We start from the raw sequence: 19,122 nt of genomic DNA, 5'->3' as shown, positions 1-19,122 counted from the left end.
TTATTCGTTGTACTGCAATCTTTTGGCGTGGCATTTGCGTAGATTTGGTAATAAACCCAAAAGATATGCAGGCATTTACAATCAAACACAATGCAGACAGATACGATGTAAGACCCCTGAATAAAGGTAATTCCCAACGGTTTAAAGTGAATGTCGGCGGCAAAACGGTGTATTTTGAAAACGATGTGGACGGCCATGTACGTGCAGAAGTGACCAATGCTGTAAGTACCTCATTACTAATGGCCCTGGCAGATAAAATTGAAGAAAACGGGAAGAGTTAGTTTGGAATGGATACAAATAGTAAATTTGTGTCCGGATAAAGATGAAGAAATTTACTATTATATTATTAGCCATCCTGTATACTGCTATCACTAGCGGGTTTACAGTGCATGCCCACTACTGTATGGGCAAGCTGGCAGAGTTAAGTTTCAAATCTCCCGTAAATGATGCTTGTAATAAATGCGGCAAAAGCGGCAAATGTTGCAAAGATGAATTTAAGTATTGCAAGGTTACAGTTCAACACGAAACTTCTCAGGTACAACAAACTATCGTACCTGCTGAAAAATATCTGCACTTACCGGTGATCATTGTACCGGTACCTTCAATTAATATATCTACCTCATTAATTACATATAATGATCATGCTCCACCCGGAGATGATCTTCTTCCTCTTTATATTCAATATTGTACATGTAGGATCTGATGTGATCAGGATCATTTATTACTGGCCTTATCAGAAGTAAATGTCTGGAAATTCCGGTGCCAGTTTTAAAAGGTGCTTCTTCAATTTCATCATTCACTTAATTCATCAGATCATGAAAAAATTATCAGTTATAATATTGATGGCTATTGGCCTTCATTTCAGTGCCAATGCCCAGATCAGCAAAGCATCTTTACAGGCAGCAGGATTAACCTGTGCCATGTGTTCCAAAGCCACACTGGAGGCACTTAAAACACTTCCTTTCGTAGATAAGATAGATACAGATCTCAACAGTACTACTTTCCTGCTGTTCTTTAAGCCGAATGTACCTGTGAACATTGACCAGATCAAACAAAAGGTGGATGAAGCAGGTTTCTCGGTAGCCAAACTGGTACTAACCGCCAATTTTGATAAGGTATCCATTGAGAATGATACACATATCAATTATTCAGGCAACACTTTTCATTTCATCAATGCAAAAAATCAGGTATTAACAGGCGACCGTAATATCACTGTGATAGATAAGGACTTTGTATCTGCCAAACAATTCAAAAAATTCAGCGCCCTCACAACGATGCCCTGTTATCAGACTGGCGTAATGGCCGGTTGCTGCAAAACAGAAGGTAAAACAACATCTCAGCGGATCTATCACGTTACTATCTGATTAATATGAAAAGAGCAATATTATTTATACTCCTGTTACTGTTTAAGTATGCAGGAGCACAGGAGTTGTATGTATCTACAGAACCGGCCAGTAATATGCCGGCAAATTCTCTGGGTATCCGGATGACAAACAAGTTCTTTAAAATGGAGAATGACGGTCGTACGGGCATGCGGTTTGAACCTGAATTGATGTGGGGCATTTCCAAAAAGCTGATGGTACATGTAGCCGGACTGGCATCCAACCAGATGCAATCTTCCATTGAGCCGGAAGGAGGGAGCATTTATGCGAAATACAGGTTTTTGTCAAAGGATGAGCTGCATTCACATTTCCGGATGGCAGCTTATGTGAAGGGAGCAGTGATCAACAATCCTTTTTACCCGGTTGTGGAGGGACATGGTTCTACCAAGCCATATAAAAATGCTGAACTGGATCTTGAAGGAGGGGCATCAGGTGTGGCAGCTGGTATTGTGGCCACTCAACTGATTCATAAACTGGCAGTTTCTGCCACACTGGGCTATAACCGGTTTATGAACAACACAAAGGATAATCTGCCGTATGAGATGTCTGCAAATGCTGTAAATTACAGTGTGTCCGCAGGGTATTTATTACTACCACGCAGCTACCGTAGTTTTGAGCAGACTAACCTGAACCTCTATGTGGAGTTGCTGGGTAAAGCTAATACAGATGCGGTGAGCCGTAATCACTATCTTGACATTGCACCTGCTATACAGTTCATTTTCAATAGTGCTACCCGGCTGGATCTGGCTTATCGTACCCAGTTATTCGGAGATATGCCCAGGAATGTATTTAATACTTTTGTGTTAAGATTTGAGCATAATATTTTTAATGTTGTAAAGAAGAAGTGATGAAAAGAGTAGCCATTACCGTATTAAAGTTTATTCAGTCGCTTTTTGTGAAAAAGAACTGCTGCAAATAAAACAAAAGAGGCGGTCAGAATATTAGCAATTGCCTATCTTTGATGAATTGTTTTTTATCGCCAATGAAGTATAATTATAAAAGGGGCAATCTGTACATTGTAGTTTTATTTGTGTTTGCATTGTTCGCCTGTCATAGAAAACGGACACTTCGGGAAAAAGAGATAGTTAAGGATTTAGCGCAGTTGCAGGAAGTATTACCGGAAAATATAGAAGAACGGTTAAGTTACATTGTTGATAATGAAGGTAAAATGGAGGACGAAGTTCCTGTATTACGTTCTTCGGCATTGGAATACTTCTATCAGCAAACCAGTAATGGAGCCAGTTGGTCTTCCAAAGGAGTACTTAGTCCCGCGGCAGATTCCCTGTTTAATTACGTTTTGCATGCAGAAGATGCCGGTTTACAACCTGCCCGTTATCACGCAACTACATTAATTGCTGCTTTTCAGCGTTTCAGAAAAGAGGGAGCAGCACGAAAAGATGCTGCCTTGCTGGCACAGCTGGATGTGATGATGACAGATGCTTTTATGAAGATGGCGTCTGACCTGCATTATGGTATAGTTCCGCGTGACAGCATTACCCTCCGCAAGGATTCCATATTTTCAGACACTTTGCTAACCGATATGCTCCGGGCATCCCTAAGGGAGAATAGCATCGTGAAAACCCTGCGGCAACTTGAACCTCAGCATCCCGGATATCTCAGTCTGAAGGCGGCGATACTGGTGTTTGAGAAGAAATACGGACGACTGAAATGGGATACTCTACCCATTACTTATACAGATACTACTGCTTTCAGACAATTACTGCTGAACCGCCTGGTACAAACCGGGCACCTCGATACTACGGGAGGACATTCCACCGATACTTCCTTACTTAAAAAGGGAATCCTTGCCTTCCAAAAGGAATTTAATATGTATGAGGATGGCCTTGCCGGCAAAAGGACAGTCCAGGTATTGAACCGTCCGTTTCACGACTGGATGATACAGGCAGCTGTAAACCTGGACCGCTGGCGGAAGTTGCCGGATACCCTGCCTACCCGGTTTATCTTTGTCAACATCCCTGCTTACCGGATGGAATTGTGGGATAGTGGAAAAGTGGTGCTGGAATCCCGTGTGATTGTAGGAGCTCCCCGTACACGCACACCGTTGTTGAACTCCCGGATGAGCAATTTTGTGATGTATCCTTTCTGGCGGGTACCTTTCAGTATCACCATCAAAGAGATGCTGCCAGCTATCAAGAAAGATTCAAGTTACCTGGCAAAAAAGAACATGGAGGTGATAGACAGGGATGGAAATGCAGTGAATCCGGATAGTATTAACTGGTCCCGGATGAGTAAGAACTATTTTCCATATGTATTACGTCAGATGGATGGAATGGAGAATTCCCTGGGAATCATGAAGTTTAATTTCTTCAATAAGTATAGTGTATACCTGCATGATACCAATAACCGTGGATTGTTCAGAAATACCTACCGGGCTATGAGCCATGGTTGTGTAAGGTTACAGCAATGGGACAGCCTGGCGATGTACCTGATAAAGAATGATCCGAGACATCCGCGTGATAGTGTACGTATCTGGTTGAAAAGGGGAGAGAAGAAGCAGATAGATGTACAGCATCCTATTCCTATTTACATGCGTTATTTTACAGCAGAGGGGAAAGATGGGCAGTTGGTGTTCCATGACGATATTTACGGAGAGGATAAGGTGTTAAGAAAAATTATGGGGCTCTAGTATGGGGCAAGCAATAAATAAAAATGTCCCGGAAGTCCGGGACATTTTTGTTCATATCAGTATTGCAATCGTGGTATTACTTTTTCAATTTTACCTTTAAAGCATTGTCCAGTTCCTCCAGGAACTCTTCAGTGTAAAGGTAATGTTTTCCATGTTCTACTTTGTTACCATGGATACAAACTGCAAGGTCTTTGGTCATTTTACCGCTTTCAACTACTTCAATGCACACTTGTTCCAGTGCGTGACAGAAATTGATCAGTTCCTGATTATTGTCCAGACGGCCACGGAATTCCAGTCCGCGGGTCCATGCAAAGATAGAAGCGATAGGGTTGGTAGAAGTTGGTTTACCAGCCTGGTGATCGCGATAGTGACGGGTTACAGTACCGTGAGCAGCTTCAGCTTCCATAGTTTTACCATCAGGAGTAACCAGGGTAGAGGTCATAAGACCCAGTGAACCGAAACCTTGAGCTACGGTATCAGACTGTACGTCGCCATCGTAGTTTTTACAAGCCCAAACAAAGTTACCATTCCATTTCAGAGCGGAAGCAACCATGTCATCGATCAGGCGATGTTCATAGGTAATGCCTGCTTTCTGGAATTCAGCTTTGAATTCTTTCTGGTAGATGTCTTCGAAAATATCTTTGAAACGACCATCATATTTTTTCAGGATGGTGTTCTTGGTGCTCAGGTACAAAGGCCATTTTTTCAGCAGTGCCTGGTTGAAACAAGCGCGCGCAAAACCGATGATAGATTCGTCTGTGTTGTACATTGCCAGTGCAACGCCATCACCTTTGAAGTTGTAAACTTCATGTTCTATCACTTCTCCGCTTTCGCTTTCGAACTTGATGGTGAGTTTACCTTTACCTTTTGTTACGAAATCGGTAGCACGGTACTGGTCGCCAAAAGCGTGACGGCCGATACAGATAGGAGCAGTCCAGTTAGGTACCAGGCGAGGCACGTTGTCCATTAAGATAGGCTCCCGGAATACAGTACCATCAAGGATGTTACGGATAGTCCCGTTTGGAGATTTCCACATCTGTTTCAGCTTGAATTCCTTTACGCGGTCTTCGTCCGGAGTGATGGTTGCACATTTAATACCAACGCCTACTTCTCTGATCGCATTTGCAGCGTCGATAGTTACCTGGTCATTTGTAGCATCACGGTGTTCCATGCCCAGGTCATAGTATTTGATATCCACTTCCAGATAGGGAAGTATCAGTTTATCCTTAATGAATTTCCAGATGATCCTTGTCATCTCATCTCCATCCAGTTCTACAACGGGTTTAGCGACTTTAATTTTTTCAGCCATTTTCTGGTTTGAGTTTTAATAAGTTACAACTATGCTTGCTTGTTAACGCGAAATATACAAAATGGGTCACAATTTACAATATCAATTGAAAAGAGGAAGTATCAATTTAAGTAAATTAAGCGATCTCAGGCTTTGGGGGCCGGGATCGCTTAATTTACTGGAGGCCGGTTTCTTAAAGTCCGGGCAGGCGATGGCCTGCATTTTACTTTTCAGTTGGCCTGTATAATTTGCATTAAAGATGTTTGATCACTTCATCGGCAAACTCGCTGGTTTTAACCAGGGTAGCATCATCCATGAGCTTATAGAAGTCAATGGTAACGCGTTTGCGGGCAATAGCAGTACTAAGGCCGTGTACGATGATATCAGCAGCTTCTTTCCAGCCCATGTATTCCAGCATCATTACACCACTGAGGATAACGGAGCTGGGGTTCATGGTATCTGTATTAGCGAAGCGTGGAGCAGTACCATGTGTAGCTTCAAATACCGCATAACCGGTAGAATAGTTCACATTGGCACCCGGAGCGATACCGATACCGCCTACAGCAGCAGCCAGTGCATCCGAGATATAGTCTCCATTCAGGTTCAGGGTAGCAACCACGGAGTAGTCCTGTGGAGCCAGTAGTATCTGCTGGAGGAAGTTATCTGCGATAACATCCTTTATAATGAGTTTCTTATGTGCTATTGCAACATTCATTTCCTTGTTGGCCTCATCTTCACCTTTCGCTTTTTTGGTAGCTTCCCACTGTTCCCAGGTGTACACCTGTTCGCCAAATTCGCGGAGGGCCAGTTCATAACCCCAGGTTTTGAAGCCCCCTTCGGTAAACTTCATGATGTTGCCCTTATGTACGAGAGTAACGGAAGGCAGTTTCTGTTCCAGTGCGTAGCTGATAGCAGCACGGATTAGTCTTTCAGACCCTTCTTTTGATACTGGTTTAATACCCAGTGAGGAGGTTTCCGGGAAACGGATCTTGTTCACACCCATTTCATTCTGCAGGAAATTGAGCAGTTTGGTTGCTTCCGGAGTACCATACATGTATTCGATACCTGCATAAATATCTTCTGTGTTTTCACGGAAGATCACCATGTCTACCTTTTCCGGGTGTTTCACCGGGGAAGGCACCTTATTGAACCAGCGTACAGGGCGGATACAGGCATACAGATCCAGTTCCTGGCGCATTGCCACATTCAGGGAGCGGATACCGCCACCAACGGGAGTAGAAAGAGGCCCTTTAATGGATACCAGGTATTCTTTAAAAGCGTCCAGGGTTGCTTTAGGCAGCCATTCTCCTGTTTGCTGGAAGGCTTTTTCCCCAGCCAGCACTTCTTTCCATTCTATCTTTCTTTTGCCACCATAGGCTTTTTCCACAGCGGCGTCAAATACACGCACACTGGCCCGCCAGATATCAGGTCCGATACCATCGCCTTCTATAAAAGGAATAATTGGATGGTTTGGCACCTGTAACTGGCCATTGGTCATTGATATTTTTTCTGCTGGCATAAAAACGGTTTCGTTACGTATTTCGTAATTATTATAATCGAGCGCAAAGGTACGTATTATTAGTCCATAGTCGCTATGTGAAGCCCCTCAAAAACTTTTCCGATGTTCATATTTATATTAATTTGCTCAATATTCTTTGGTTATAAAAATAATAATGAGGTTCCTATGACCCCCGGCACAAATTTGAGCACAGACACAGGATTTACTTACCTGGCATTAGGAGATAGTTATACAATCGGCGAGAGCGTACCCGAATCTGACCGCTTTCCGGTACAGACCGTAAAACTATTGAGAGACAATGGAATAGCAATAAAAGATTGCATCATTATTGCCCGTACCGGCTGGACCACCGATGAGTTAAGTGCGGGTATCCAGGAGGCTGGAGTGACAGGTACTTTTGATGTGGTAACCCTTCTGATAGGGGTGAACGACCAATACAGAGGGCGGGCAGTTGAGTTTTATAAACCGGCTTTTACCCTGCTGCTGGAACGGGCCATCGCATTTGCCGGCGGACATTCAGACAGGGTAGTGGTGTTGTCCATTCCCGACTGGAGTGCCGTTCCTTTTGCCGAAGGGCAGGACAGGCAGGAGATTTCCGCCAGGATAGAAGAATATAATAAGGCCAACAGGAAGATTGCCAAAAAGATGAAAGTCCATTATCTCGATATAACTCCCAGTACCCTTGATGCTGCCAATGATCCCAGTCTTGTAGCCAGTGATGGATTGCATTATTCCGGCAAGGAAATGGCGGTTTGGTCGAAGAAACTGGCAGATATACTGCATAACATCCTTCAGTAAATATTTTAACCGGCTTTTTCCTGCCGTTTACCGGAGTCCCTCCTTTTTTAGCCTAAATACGCTTTCCGAACCGATGTTGTCTTGCTAGTTTTGTATTGTAAACGAAACGTACAATGAGTAAGCAAGACATATTACAGAATAAAAGAAACTCGGTAGGCAAGGGATTAATCTTGTTGCTGTTAGGTGCATTCTTTCTGTTAAGAAATATGGACCTGGATATTCCTGTCTGGATGGTATCCTGGCAAATGATACCAATAGGTATTGGTCTGATATTACTGGTCACCAGTAATTTTAAGAATAATGCGGGTTTTATATTAATATTTATAGGTGGCCTTTTTTTGATGAAGGATATTTACGCATGGCCATTTGATGTATCCCGTTTTATATGGCCTACTGCCATGATTGTAGCTGGTCTTTTCATTATATTCAGAAAACAGGGAGAGCGAAAATCATCTGATAGCGATTACCGTAAATCAGAAAAGTATAACGCATTTTCCTACAACGCAGGATCTTCTGATGATTATTTTAATATTTATGCCATGTTCAGTGGTGTAAACAGGATAGTAGTATCTAAAAACTTTAAAGGAGGCAAGGCATCTGCTGTTTTTGGAGGATCGGACATTAATCTTACCCAGGCTGATTTTACCGGAACTGTAGAAATAGAAGCCTACTGTCTTTGTGGAGGGGTGGAAATAGTAGTGCCTTCCAACTGGAAAGTGAAAGTAGAGATGAATACCATCTTTGGCGGTGTTGAAGATAAAAGACCGATAGAACTGCTCACTGATAACCTGGATAAACTCCTTATTATTAAAGGCTCCTGCATCTTCGGCGGAGTGGAAATCAAAAGTTATAATTAATACTCTTCCAGTAACCTTTTTAAAATTTGTTGTATGGAATGGTTTGTAACCAAAATAGTTTACCAGATCATTTGTGGTAATGGAGATCACACACCACAGTTCGATGAACAATTACGCCTGATCAGTGCTTCCGATAAAGAGGATGCATGGAAGAGAGCTTGTGAGATAGGTATACAAGGGCAATATGCCTTTAAAAATCAACGGCAGGAACTGGTGCAATGGCGTTTTATAAATGTACCGGAAGTGAATATACTGGAAACACTGGGAGACGGAATGGAATTGTATTCCCGTATAGAAGAGCCCAGCGATGCAAATGCTTACATCTCCTGGTTGCAGGTAAAGGCAGCTATGTTGAGAGGGCAGGAGTACATTGATATTCACTCTTAATACTGAAAGCTGTTGTCTCAAAAAATGCTCGCTAATAAGCTCTTTCGCCGTACGTTCATCTCTGCCAGTTATGTTTTTATACTGGCACATGCAGCACTGTTGTTATTTTGGTTTAAAATTAGTGACAGTATCGCCTGGACAGATAGTGCGGTGCATGTAATATTACTTGCATTAGCCTCACTTTCTATTAGCTTTAGCCTGTCCTATTACAGGCCGGCAAAAGGTAAGATGGTTTTTGTACTGGCTTACACAGTTGCACAAACAATTATGTGGCTGGGCGTGAGTACCTTGATCATGCAGTATCTTTTTCCAAACGATCAGGGTTATCTGGACTGGCTGCATTTTGCTTTACCAGTACGTTTTATTATCGGTTGGCTGGTGATCGTTGGTCTTGCATTCAAAAGCCTGTCATGGTATGATATGGAGGAACAGCGGGATGAACTGGAAAGGAAAGACACAACTGAAAGACTGGCCCGCGAAGCAGAATTATATAAACTGCGTCAACAGCTGCAACCACATTTTCTGTTCAATAGTCTTAATTCAATTAATGCACTGATCATGCTGCGACCGCAGGAAGCCCGGCAAATGGTATTGAAGCTGAGCGATTTCCTGAGAGGTACATTGAAAAGGGAAGATCAGCACTGGATTTCATTACCGGATGAACTGCAATACCTGCAATTATATCTGGATATTGAGAAGGTAAGGTTTGGCCATCGTTTAAGCACAAACGTTATTGCAACAGAAGAAACAAAAGACCTGAAAATTCCACCCATGTTATTGCAGCCTGTTGTTGAAAATGCTATCAAATACGGTTTGTACGATACAACAGAAGCGATAACAATTACGATAGAGTCGTGGGTGGAGGAAGGGTTATTATACATACAGGTACAGAACCCTTATGATGCAACGTTACAACAACCGCAAACCGGTACCGGATTTGGTCTTGCATCCATTCGCAGGCGGTTATATTTATTGTTTGCCCGTCATGATCTGCTGGAAACCACAGCAAAAGAAAATATTTATACAACATTAATTAAAGTGCCACAACTATATGATAAAAGCAGTAATAATTGATGATGAACCGTTGGCAAGAGAAGTTGTAAAAGAGTATCTGCAATCATTTACGCAGGTGCAGATATTACAGGAATGTAATGATGGATTTGAAGGATTAAAAGCTATACAACAACATCAACCGGATATTATTTTCCTGGATGTGCAGATGCCAAAAATAAATGGTTTTGAAATGCTGGAGCTGGTAGAAGATCTGCCTGCTGTTATTTTTACGACTGCTTTTGAAGAGCATGCTATTCGGGCATTTGAAGTAAATGCAACAGATTATCTGTTGAAACCTTTTTCCAAAGAACGGTTTGATAAAGCATTGCAGAAATGGCTGGATCGCCGTACTTCGAATACTCCACAGGAAACAGGGGCTTTACTGGAAACAGCTGCTAACTCTCCCCTGCAGAATAACCGTATTGTAGTAAAAATTAACGGGAAGATTAAAATTATACCTATACCGGAAATTCATTACCTCGAAGCAGCAGATGATTATGTAAAGATCATTACTTCCGAAGGAGCTTTCCTGAAGAATAAAACAATGCAGTTTTTTGATAACATGCTGGACCCTTTGCAGTTTGCCCGTGTACATCGTTCTTATATATTGAACGTAAACCAGGTAACCCGCATAGAGCCATATGAAAAAGAGAACCATTTAGCCATTCTGCGTTCAGGTGCGAAAGTTCCTGTGAGTAAAACAGGATATCCGAGATTGAAGAGTGCATTGGGTTTGTAGGATGTAGCCCGCAATATAACTGAATTAAAAAAGCCTGTATCGGAAGTCCGGTACAGGCTTTTTTAATTCAGTAGCTGATGGAAAGATACATCCTCTTTTATTTTATTGTACTATCAGTACAGGAATTTTTACCTGGTGTCTTACCTGGTTGGCAGTTTCCCCATAGATCCAATCTTTGATACCAGTGTGGCCATGGCCGCCCAATACAAGGAAGTCTGCTTTTTCATCTTTTACAATACGCACTATTTCTTTTGCACGATGGCGGTAGCCAAGGAATCCTTTAGCCTTGATATGCCTGTCGTGCAGCAGTCTAATGTATTTGCTCATCTGTTCCTGGTCTTTCCTTGTTTCAAAATCATCCGATTCACGGCCAAGGTATTTGGCAGAAGCACTTTCTACGATATGAATGAGCAGGTATTCCGTTTGTGGATTACCGTGAGCCAGTGCATTGGAGATAATCTTTTCATCATCCCTGCTAAAATCCAATGCCAAAGCAATACGATTATATACAGGGATTTTCAGTTCACCCAATGTGACCTCATGAGTAGGATGGATAAGAGCAGATCCTTTCTGCTGGTACCGGCTCATTAACGGATAAGCTACAGTTATGAACAACAGGGCAAGGAATGCCAGTCCTGCAAGTATTATAATAATGCTTACCCATATACTGTTATCACCACCAATATAACTGGCGGCCTCAGTATATACCATGCGGCAATTCAGGTATACCAGTATAATTGTTATTATCCAACTTATCACTTTAACAAGAGGTTTAATAGCATAGCTGCCCATAGTCTTTTTGTCACTCACAAAATGGATCAGTGGAATAACGGCAAAGCCTAGTTGCATACTCAGCAGTACCTGGCTGAAGACCAGCAGTTCTCCCACTTTATCATCCCCCGCAATCAAAATTACAAGTAGTGCAGGAATGATAGCCAGTAATCTGGTGAGCAGGCGGCGGAGCCAGGGATTTATACGCAGGCTCAGATAACCTTCCATTACAATTTGTCCCGCGAGTGTACCGGTAACTGTAGAGCTTTGTCCCGCAGCAATCAGGGCAACAGCAAAGAGTATTGGTGCCCACTTGCTTCCAAGAAGGTCCTGCATCAGTTTGTGGGCATCCTGTATTTCAGCAATATCGGTATGGCCTGCTTTAAAGAATACAGAAGCCGCCAGTATAAGAATAGCAGCATTCACAAAAAATGCGAGGTTGAGTGCAACCGCGCTATCAATGAAATTAAGTTTCAGTGCCTGTTTGATCCCAGCATCATCCCGTTTTATTTTACGGGTCTGAACCAATGCAGAATGCAGGTATAGGTTATGAGGCATTACTGTAGCCCCGATAATCCCAATAGCAATGTACAGTGCTGTGTTGTCCGGAATAGTAGGAATAAAGCCCACCACGACTTCATTAAGGGCAGGTTTGGCCATGAATAGCTCTATCATAAAAGATATTCCTACAATGGCCACTAATGCAATAATAAAGGCCTCCATTTTCCGGATTCCATATCGTTGTAATATCAGGAGCAGGAAGGTATCGAAAACGGTAATGCTCACGCCCCAGGCAAGCGGAAGACCTGTGAGCAACTGAATCCCGATTGCCATACCCAGTACTTCTGCCAGATCTGTAGCTGCGATAGCAATTTCTGCCAGTATATAAAGAATGAAATTAACAGAAGAAGGATAGGTTTCGCGGTTGGCCTGTGCAAGATCCCTGCCTCTTACAATACCCAGGCGTGCGCTAAGGCTTTGTAACAGGAGAGCCATGAGATTGCTCATTAACAGAACCCACAGGAGTTTATATCCATACTGACTGCCACCTGCAAGATCGGTAGCCCAGTTGCCCGGATCCATATACCCAACGCTTACGAGATATGCCGGACCGAAAAATGCAAGTAGTTTTCTCCAGCGGAGGCCGCCGGAATTGGTCATATCTACACTCTGATGAACGTCGCTTAAGGAAGTGTGCTGATGATTCATATAGGTTTAACCATTATATTCTTTGACACCTGTTCACTGATTGTAAAAGCAGGTTGATTACGGATCTTTATTTCAATTGAATTGTCGAAAGAGTAACGTTCTATTACGTCCAGCTGAGTTCCCAGGTGAATGCCTTTAGCATTGAGGAATTCCAGTAGTGCGGTAGACTTGTCAGACACGGCCATAACTTCCAGTCTTTTGGCCTGCGATTTATGAAGGGAGGTTTGTGTGCGGGGTTTACCCAGCTTGCCCTGTGCATCGGGAATAGGGTCGCCATGAGGGTCTATTACCGGATTTCCAAGAAATTCACTTAGCCGGTTGGTGAGTTTTTCACTGCGTACGTGTTCCAGTTCTTCTGCCAGTTCATGTACTTCTTCCCAGCTAAAGCCCAGTTTATCTACCAGGAAACACTCCCATAGACGGTGTCTGCGTACGATCTGTAAGGCAGCTTTTTTGCCTTCAGGCGTGAGGTTGATTCCCTGGTATTTTTCGTAAGCGATGAGCTTTTTCTCTTTTAATTTTTTTGCCATATCCGTTACTGAAGCTGGTTTGGTATCCAGTTCGTAAGCAAGGGCATTTGTAGTAACGGCATCCTGTCCTTCCTCTAATTTGTAAATCGACTTTATATAATTCTCTTCTGAAACAGACAAGTTCATATCTCTTAAAATAAAATTTAGGTAAATCTAAATAATAATAGTCAAATTTACAAACAGAGACCATTGCACTCCATACCATCTTTACATTTTTTACATTTCATATCAATTTTTTCTTTAACTTTTCGGCCGTAATAAACAAGCAAATACGCATGAATAAGCTCGTGTTAGCGCTATTGGCCATCTGCTTACTGGGGTCCTGTAAGTCTAAACATAAAAAGGGAGCTGGCGACGAATTCACATTTGAAGATTTCCGCCAGTTATTTACCAATACAGTATTGCCTTATAAGCTGACACCTGATTCATTAAAGGTAGTACAGGCTGATTCTCTTGCTATTACACCGGAATTGATGTCTCAGTTCCTGACAGATACACTGACAAAATCAATCTTTCCTGCGGATAGTCCGGTTCAGTTCTTCCCACTGTCATACTTTGAAGGGGGAGATATGAAATATTTTGTAGTAAAAGCGATTGGTAAGACTGCTACTACAGCCTATCTGTGCATGGTTGATAAAAAAGGACATTACCTGAACAGCCTGCTGGTTGCCAAAGTTTCCAGTACCGGTAAAAGCCTTCAATATTTCTCTGTAGATAACAAGCAGGTTATTAAAATAACAGAGGAAAAGGAGCTGAGTCCGGGTCATTCATCCACCAAAGAAGAATTTTATGGTGTTGATGCAAAAGGTGCTACCACACTGATTATGACCAATTCCAGCGGGGAAGCTGCTGCCGGTCAGATCTTTAATCCGATTGAGACTTCTCCTGCCAAACATAAACTTTCCGGCGATTACGAATCAGGTGAACTGAGTATCGTATCAATCCGCGATGGAAACGACCCTAAATCATTCCAGTTCTTTATCTCTTTCTCCAAAGAAACCACGGGTTGCAAAGGAGAGTTATCTGGTACCGGTCATTTTACTTCTGCCAATAAAGGAGAATACAAGGATAAGGATACAGATTGCGGTATTTCCTTTCAGTTTTCTTCCGGTCGATTGAGTATCAAGGAAATAGGGGGGTGTGGTGCCTACAGAGGTGTGAAATGTTTCTTTGAAGGTAATTTTAAGAAGAAATAAGGCACAAGGATATCCGGGGGATCTTGTATACTTTAATCCTGGTATTTCTTAATAATCGTAATAAACTCTTCCCTGCTGATAAACTCTGCACCCAGTGAGGCGAGGTGTTCAGTATATACCTGGCAGTCAATAATTTGGATTCCTTCTTCCTGAGCACGCTGTACAAAGGTGATAAAAGCAGCCTTTGAAGCATTACTTATCCTGGCAAACATTGATTCTCCAAAAAAGCATTTCCCCAGCTGCAAACCGTAAAATCCACCAGCCAGCTCACCATTATGCCAGCATTCAACGGAATGTGCATAGCCTTCTTTATGCAATTTGGTATATGCGGCCTCAACCTCTGATGTGATCCAGGTACCAGCCTGACCAGGACGATATGCTTCTTTACAACCGGCAATAACACCTTCAAAATCTTTGTCAAAAGTGATGGTGAACAGGTTCTTTTTAAAGACCTGTTTCATGCTGGCAGATATTTTAATTTCATTGGGAAATAATACAAAACGGGGGTTGGGGCTCCACCATAAAGCAGGTGGTTCATTATACCAGGGAAAGATCCCTTCACGGTAAGCCAGCAGTAATCTTTCTGAAGAAAGATCGCCGCCATAAGCCAGAAGTCCGTCAGAATCTGCAAACTTAACGGGAGGAAAGATCAACTGATCATTGAGTAAAAAAACGGACATCAGCGTGTGATGGCTTCTTCGAGAGTAGCGCTGATCCCTCTGTCCAGCAATGCGTCACAAAGAGGGCGTAATTTGATGAATTCACCTTCTTTTACAGCGTATTTGCCGTTGTGATGAATGATAAGTGCACATTGTTCGGCCTGTTCCTGCGTATGACCACATACTTCCATTAATGACTGGATTACCCAATCAAATGTGTTGACATCATCGTTCCAAACGATAAGACTAAATGGGAACTGTTCATCTTCGGCCACCAATACATCTTCCCATTCTTTAGTTTGCGTGCCTGTTTGCTTCCGCTGGCTCATATCCGGTAAAAACTTTACACGAAATTACAGTTAATAATCGTTAAATTAAATAGTAAAGTTTTAACATAAACAGCAGAGTATAGATTTGATAATCATTTAATTAACATATTCACTGGGCATTGACTGATATTCATTATTATTGTAATTGTTAGAATCAAGCTTATGAATGTATTGAATGGCACTAATTTATTAATGGACATCAGCTTGCCTTTGAAGGATCCGGTTCCAATCTTTTCACTGGTATTGTTTATTATTCTCCTGGCTCCCATCATCTTACGCAAGTTTCGTATTCCAAGTATTATTGGTCTTATACTGGCAGGAATGTTTATTGGTGATCACGGATTAAAGATCATCGAAAAAGGAAGCATCGATCTTTTTGGAAAAGCAGGATTACTATATATAATGTTCCTGGCAGGTCTGGAACTGGATATGACAGAATTCCGCAAGAACCGTAACCGCAGTATAGTATTTGGTGCATTCACGTTCTTTATACCAATTATCCTGGGTTATTTTGTATGTACTTACCTGCTGCATTTTAATTTCATGGCTACGCTGCTGGTATCCAGCATGTTTGCAACACATACACTGGTAGCTTATCCACTGGCCAGCAGATTGGGGATTACCAAAAATGAGGCTGTGACAGTCGCAGTTGGTGGTACTATCATCACAGATACTGCAGTCCTGGTGATACTCGCAATCATTACAGGGGCTGCTGCCGGTAATCTTAATAAGGATTTCTGGATCCGGCTCAGCGTTTCGCTCGTCGTGTTTGCAGCTATTATCCTCTGGATTTTTCCGATGATAGGAAGGTGGTTTTTTAAGAAGATTAAAGACGATAAAACATCTCACTTCATCTTTGTACTGGCACTGGTATTTCTCGCTGCATTCCTTGCTGAACTGGCAGGGGTAGAAGGAATTATTGGCGCCTTCCTGGCCGGACTGGCATTGAATCAGCTGATCCCGCATACATCTCCTTTAATGAACCGCATCGAGTTTACAGGTAATGCGTTGTTCATCCCTTTTTTCCTGATCAGCGTGGGGATGATAGTAGATCTGCGGGTATTGCTGAAGGGGCCGGAAGCATTACTGATAGCAGGATCGCTGACTATTATGGCACTTGCAAGTAAATGGCTGGCATCGTTTTTCACGCAGATAACTTTCAAGTATACAGCTACACAAAGGAACGTCATATTCGGATTGAGCAGTGCGCATGCTGCTGCTACAATTGCAGTGATCCTGATAGGATTCAATATGGGAATTATCAATGAAAGTGTGCTGAATGGTACCGTTGTACTGATATTGATTACCTGCCTGGTCAGTTCATTTGTTACGGAAAGTGCGGGTCGTAAACTGGCCATTGTGGAAGCGGAGCGTAAACCGGCAGCAGAAGATACACAGGAACGCATACTGATTCCTATTTCCGGTGCAGACCGTATTGTATCGATGTTGGATTTTGCTGTGATGATCAAAGATCCACAGTCTGCCACACCAATTTATCCGCTTGCAGTGGTACAGGATGATGAAGAGGCGAAAGAGAAAATTCCGCTTACGAATAAAATTATGGAAACAGCGATCGTACATGCAGCTGCTACAGAAAGTAATGTGCAGGTAGTAACGCGTATAGACTTAAACGTATCTGATGGTATTGCACGTGCTGCCAAAGAACTGATGATTACTGATGTGATCCTGGGAAGGGCTGATAAGACCAGCACAACAGACCGCCTATTCGGTTCCATCTTTGGTACAACGCTGAATAACGTACTGCATAGCGTATGGGAAACAGTGTATGTATGTGATTTTAATTATCCGCTGAATACTACGAGGAAGCTGGTACTGGTGATGCCTAAGAATGCTGAGTATGAGATAGGATTTTCACATTATCTGCAAAAGATCATCCAGCTGAACAAGCAGGTAGGAGCGAGACTGGCGGTATACTGTCACCATAAAACACAGGTGGTAATAGAAGCAAGATTGCTGCAATTAAAACAAAGTGTTGATATAATATTTAAACAGTTTGATGATGTGGAAGAACTGCTGGTACTTGCCCAGGAAATCACCAGTAATGATCTGATCGTAGTTGTATCTGCACGGAAGGGAACCATCTCATACAAACCTTATCTTGAAGGGATATCGGCACGTTTAAGCAAGCACTTTAATGATAACAATGTTATCCTGATTTATCCCGAGCAAACAGAGATCGATTATGTGGAAGCAGGGTTGCAACCCGAGGATCTTACACTGGCACCAATACAGGAACAACTGGACAATCTGAACAAACTGGGCAAGGTTGTGAAACGCATTTTCAAAGGGAATAAGGACAATGAATAACGTTTGATTTTTGTATATGAAAACAAACCAGCTTATTACACTGATTCTCGTATTTTATATCAGTGCCTGCGCAAATAATAATTCCACAAAGACAGGCACTACTACTGCTGTCAACATTTCCGATTCTTTCGGGACAGGAAAAATAATTGATACTGTAATTTGTAGAACGGATTCTTCGCAATCCTATGCATTATATATTCCGGCAAAAGGTAATAAGGAAGCATTACCTGTAATTTATTTTTTCGATGCGCATGCCGACGGAGTAATTCCATTAAATAAATACAAATCATTAGCGGATACGTATGGTTATATTTTAATCGGCAGTAATAATTCAAAAAACGGAAACGACTGGTCAACTACGGAAAATATCTGGCGTCATTTGTCTGAGGATACGCAGAGCCGGTTAAAGATCAACAGTAACCGGATCTATACATGCGGATTCTCTGGCGGTGCTAAGGCAGCAGGTTATGTAGCTTTAAAATATCCTGCAATAAAGGGGGTAATAGCAAATGGCGCAGGTTTGCCGGATGGAACTCCCGCAGGTGATTTCGCCTTTAGTTACACTGCAATAGCAGGTGAAGGTGATCTGAATTTAACTGATATAATGGCATTCGAAAATGAGCTTAATAGAAGTCGCACGCGGCATCATATTATTCTTTTCGACGGAAAGCATGAATGGGCTCCTGAAAATAGTATGAACACGGCTTTTGCAGGATTACAATTCGATGCCATGCAGAAAGGAATTATACCTAAAGACGATACACTTATCAACCTCTATATTGAGAAAAGTAAAAAAAGACTTGAGGCGTATTATAAAGCAAATCAATTTATAAAGGCTGAACAGGAATGTCAGCTCTCAATAAGTTTTCTTAACGGATTAACAGATAAAGTAACCTGGTTTAAAGAGAAGTCCGTTTCCATTATAGGCAATTCGCTTTATCTAAAGCAACAACATGAGCAGGAACACTTACTGGTTACTGAACTGAACATAAAGGCTGGTTATGGAGAACACTTTCAGCAGATTGATATGGCCTATTGGGAAAAAACTATCTCCGAACTGCAGACAAAGGCTCATATTAAAACCGCCGAAAGTGGAATGTATCAGCGACTGCTAGCCTACCTGTCATTGGCATTTTATTCATACAGCAACCAACTGATTAACAGAAACGCGAACAACGAAGGCCGGTACTATGTAGAATTGTATAAAATAGTTGATCCCACCAATAGCGAAGCCTGGTATTTTTCCGCCATCCTGCATGCACGGGAGAACAAGCCAAAGGAGGCTGAAAACGATTTGCTGAAAGCAGTGAAAAATGGTTTCAGGGAAAAGAACCGCTTGCAGCAACAACCCGAATTTCAAACCTCCTCTCAAATAAACCTTTCAGCAATTGAAAGTAAAATGCTTACTCGTGTATACCATTAAAATCTTT

At 42.2% G+C, this 19,122-nt stretch carries 19 protein-coding genes; 13 read left to right on the top strand and 6 right to left on the bottom strand.

Features of this window, described 5'->3' with window-relative positions:
• Positions 1 to 65 precede the first annotated feature (65 nt).
• From BM176_RS01355 to BM176_RS01335, 5 genes are all read left to right on the top strand, one after another.
• Positions 66 to 281 carry a hypothetical protein gene (locus BM176_RS01355; protein WP_090098802.1) on the top strand — a complete coding sequence of 72 codons (216 nt, stop codon included), beginning with the start codon at positions 66 to 68 and terminating at the stop codon, positions 279 to 281.
• 41 nt (positions 282 to 322) lie between these two features.
• The gene (locus tag BM176_RS01350) at positions 323 to 703 is read left to right on the top strand and encodes an HYC_CC_PP family protein (RefSeq protein WP_090098800.1); all 381 of its coding nucleotides are present in this window, start codon (positions 323 to 325) and stop codon (positions 701 to 703) included.
• A 112-nt stretch (positions 704 to 815) separates the two neighbouring features.
• Positions 816 to 1,364: a heavy-metal-associated domain-containing protein gene (locus tag BM176_RS01345; protein WP_177230262.1), complete on the top strand. Its 549-nt coding sequence runs from the start codon at positions 816 to 818 to the stop codon at positions 1,362 to 1,364.
• 5 nt (positions 1,365 to 1,369) lie between these two features.
• Positions 1,370 to 2,230 (top strand): transporter family protein, encoded by an 861-nt coding sequence (locus BM176_RS01340; RefSeq protein ID WP_090098797.1) that lies wholly within the window; start codon positions 1,370 to 1,372, stop codon positions 2,228 to 2,230.
• Positions 2,231 to 2,364: 134 nt separating this feature from the next.
• Positions 2,365 to 4,029 (top strand): L,D-transpeptidase family protein, encoded by a 1,665-nt coding sequence (locus tag BM176_RS01335; protein ID WP_177230261.1) that lies wholly within the window; start codon positions 2,365 to 2,367, stop codon positions 4,027 to 4,029.
• Between the two features lie 76 nt (positions 4,030 to 4,105).
• On the opposite strand, the gene BM176_RS01330 is transcribed toward BM176_RS01335, so the two are convergent.
• Positions 4,106 to 5,338: an NADP-dependent isocitrate dehydrogenase gene (locus tag BM176_RS01330; RefSeq protein ID WP_090098793.1), complete on the bottom strand. Its 1,233-nt coding sequence runs from the start codon at positions 5,336 to 5,338 to the stop codon at positions 4,106 to 4,108.
• A 232-nt stretch (positions 5,339 to 5,570) separates the two neighbouring features.
• Entirely contained in the window at positions 5,571 to 6,836 is a 1,266-nt protein-coding gene (gene icd / locus BM176_RS01325; protein WP_090098791.1) for an NADP-dependent isocitrate dehydrogenase, read from the bottom strand.
• Positions 6,837 to 7,019: 183 nt separating this feature from the next.
• Between icd and BM176_RS01320 the strand changes: the two genes are divergently transcribed.
• The 5 genes from BM176_RS01320 (at position 7,020) to BM176_RS01300 (ending at position 10,670) form a co-directional block, all read left to right on the top strand.
• Positions 7,020 to 7,634 carry an SGNH/GDSL hydrolase family protein gene (locus BM176_RS01320; protein WP_255373402.1) on the top strand — a complete coding sequence of 205 codons (615 nt, stop codon included), beginning with the start codon at positions 7,020 to 7,022 and terminating at the stop codon, positions 7,632 to 7,634.
• Between the two features lie 113 nt (positions 7,635 to 7,747).
• Positions 7,748 to 8,491: a LiaF transmembrane domain-containing protein gene (locus BM176_RS01315; protein WP_090098787.1), complete on the top strand. Its 744-nt coding sequence runs from the start codon at positions 7,748 to 7,750 to the stop codon at positions 8,489 to 8,491.
• 33 nt (positions 8,492 to 8,524) lie between these two features.
• Positions 8,525 to 8,878, top strand: coding sequence for a DUF4288 domain-containing protein (locus BM176_RS01310; protein WP_090098786.1), 354 nt, complete (start codon positions 8,525 to 8,527; stop codon positions 8,876 to 8,878).
• A 24-nt stretch (positions 8,879 to 8,902) separates the two neighbouring features.
• Positions 8,903 to 9,952 (top strand): sensor histidine kinase, encoded by a 1,050-nt coding sequence (locus BM176_RS01305; RefSeq protein ID WP_090098784.1) that lies wholly within the window; start codon positions 8,903 to 8,905, stop codon positions 9,950 to 9,952.
• Entirely contained in the window at positions 9,930 to 10,670 is a 741-nt protein-coding gene (locus BM176_RS01300) for a LytR/AlgR family response regulator transcription factor (RefSeq protein ID WP_090098782.1), read from the top strand. The genes BM176_RS01305 and BM176_RS01300 overlap by 23 nt, the downstream gene beginning before the upstream one ends.
• A gap of 102 nt (positions 10,671 to 10,772) precedes the next feature.
• On the opposite strand, the gene BM176_RS01295 is transcribed toward BM176_RS01300, so the two are convergent.
• Together BM176_RS01295 and BM176_RS01290 are read right to left on the bottom strand one after the other, a co-directional pair.
• Entirely contained in the window at positions 10,773 to 12,650 is a 1,878-nt protein-coding gene (locus BM176_RS01295) for an Nramp family divalent metal transporter (RefSeq protein WP_090098780.1), read from the bottom strand.
• Positions 12,647 to 13,306 carry a metal-dependent transcriptional regulator gene (locus BM176_RS01290; protein WP_090098778.1) on the bottom strand — a complete coding sequence of 220 codons (660 nt, stop codon included), beginning with the start codon at positions 13,304 to 13,306 and terminating at the stop codon, positions 12,647 to 12,649. Before BM176_RS01290 ends, BM176_RS01295 begins: the two co-directional genes overlap by 4 nt.
• A 149-nt stretch (positions 13,307 to 13,455) precedes the next feature.
• Between BM176_RS01290 and BM176_RS01285 the strand changes: the two genes are divergently transcribed.
• Positions 13,456 to 14,376, top strand: coding sequence for a hypothetical protein (locus tag BM176_RS01285; protein ID WP_090098777.1), 921 nt, complete (start codon positions 13,456 to 13,458; stop codon positions 14,374 to 14,376).
• 32 nt (positions 14,377 to 14,408) lie between these two features.
• Here BM176_RS01285 and aat read toward each other — a convergent pair whose 3' ends face one another.
• Positions 14,409 to 15,056 carry a leucyl/phenylalanyl-tRNA--protein transferase gene (aat, locus tag BM176_RS01280; protein WP_090098774.1) on the bottom strand — a complete coding sequence of 216 codons (648 nt, stop codon included), beginning with the start codon at positions 15,054 to 15,056 and terminating at the stop codon, positions 14,409 to 14,411.
• Entirely contained in the window at positions 15,056 to 15,364 is a 309-nt protein-coding gene (locus BM176_RS01275) for an ATP-dependent Clp protease adaptor ClpS (RefSeq protein ID WP_090098772.1), read from the bottom strand. Before BM176_RS01275 ends, aat begins: the two co-directional genes overlap by 1 nt.
• A 162-nt stretch (positions 15,365 to 15,526) precedes the next feature.
• Between BM176_RS01275 and BM176_RS01270 the strand changes: the two genes are divergently transcribed.
• Both BM176_RS01270 and BM176_RS01265 read left to right on the top strand, forming a co-directional pair.
• A complete protein-coding gene (locus tag BM176_RS01270) occupies positions 15,527 to 17,692 on the top strand; it encodes a cation:proton antiporter (RefSeq protein WP_090098770.1) in 2,166 nt (721 codons plus the stop codon).
• A 16-nt stretch (positions 17,693 to 17,708) separates the two neighbouring features.
• On the top strand, positions 17,709 to 19,115 hold the full coding sequence (locus BM176_RS01265) for an alpha/beta hydrolase family protein (protein ID WP_090098768.1): 1,407 nt from the start codon (positions 17,709 to 17,711) through the stop codon (positions 19,113 to 19,115).
• Positions 19,116 to 19,122: the final 7 nt, after the last annotated feature.

It is taken from the genome of Chitinophaga sp. CF118, assembly GCF_900112615.1.
In the GTDB taxonomy this organism is placed as follows: Bacteria; Bacteroidota; Bacteroidia; order Chitinophagales; family Chitinophagaceae; genus Chitinophaga.
This window is presented reverse-complemented; position numbering and strand designations above follow the sequence as displayed.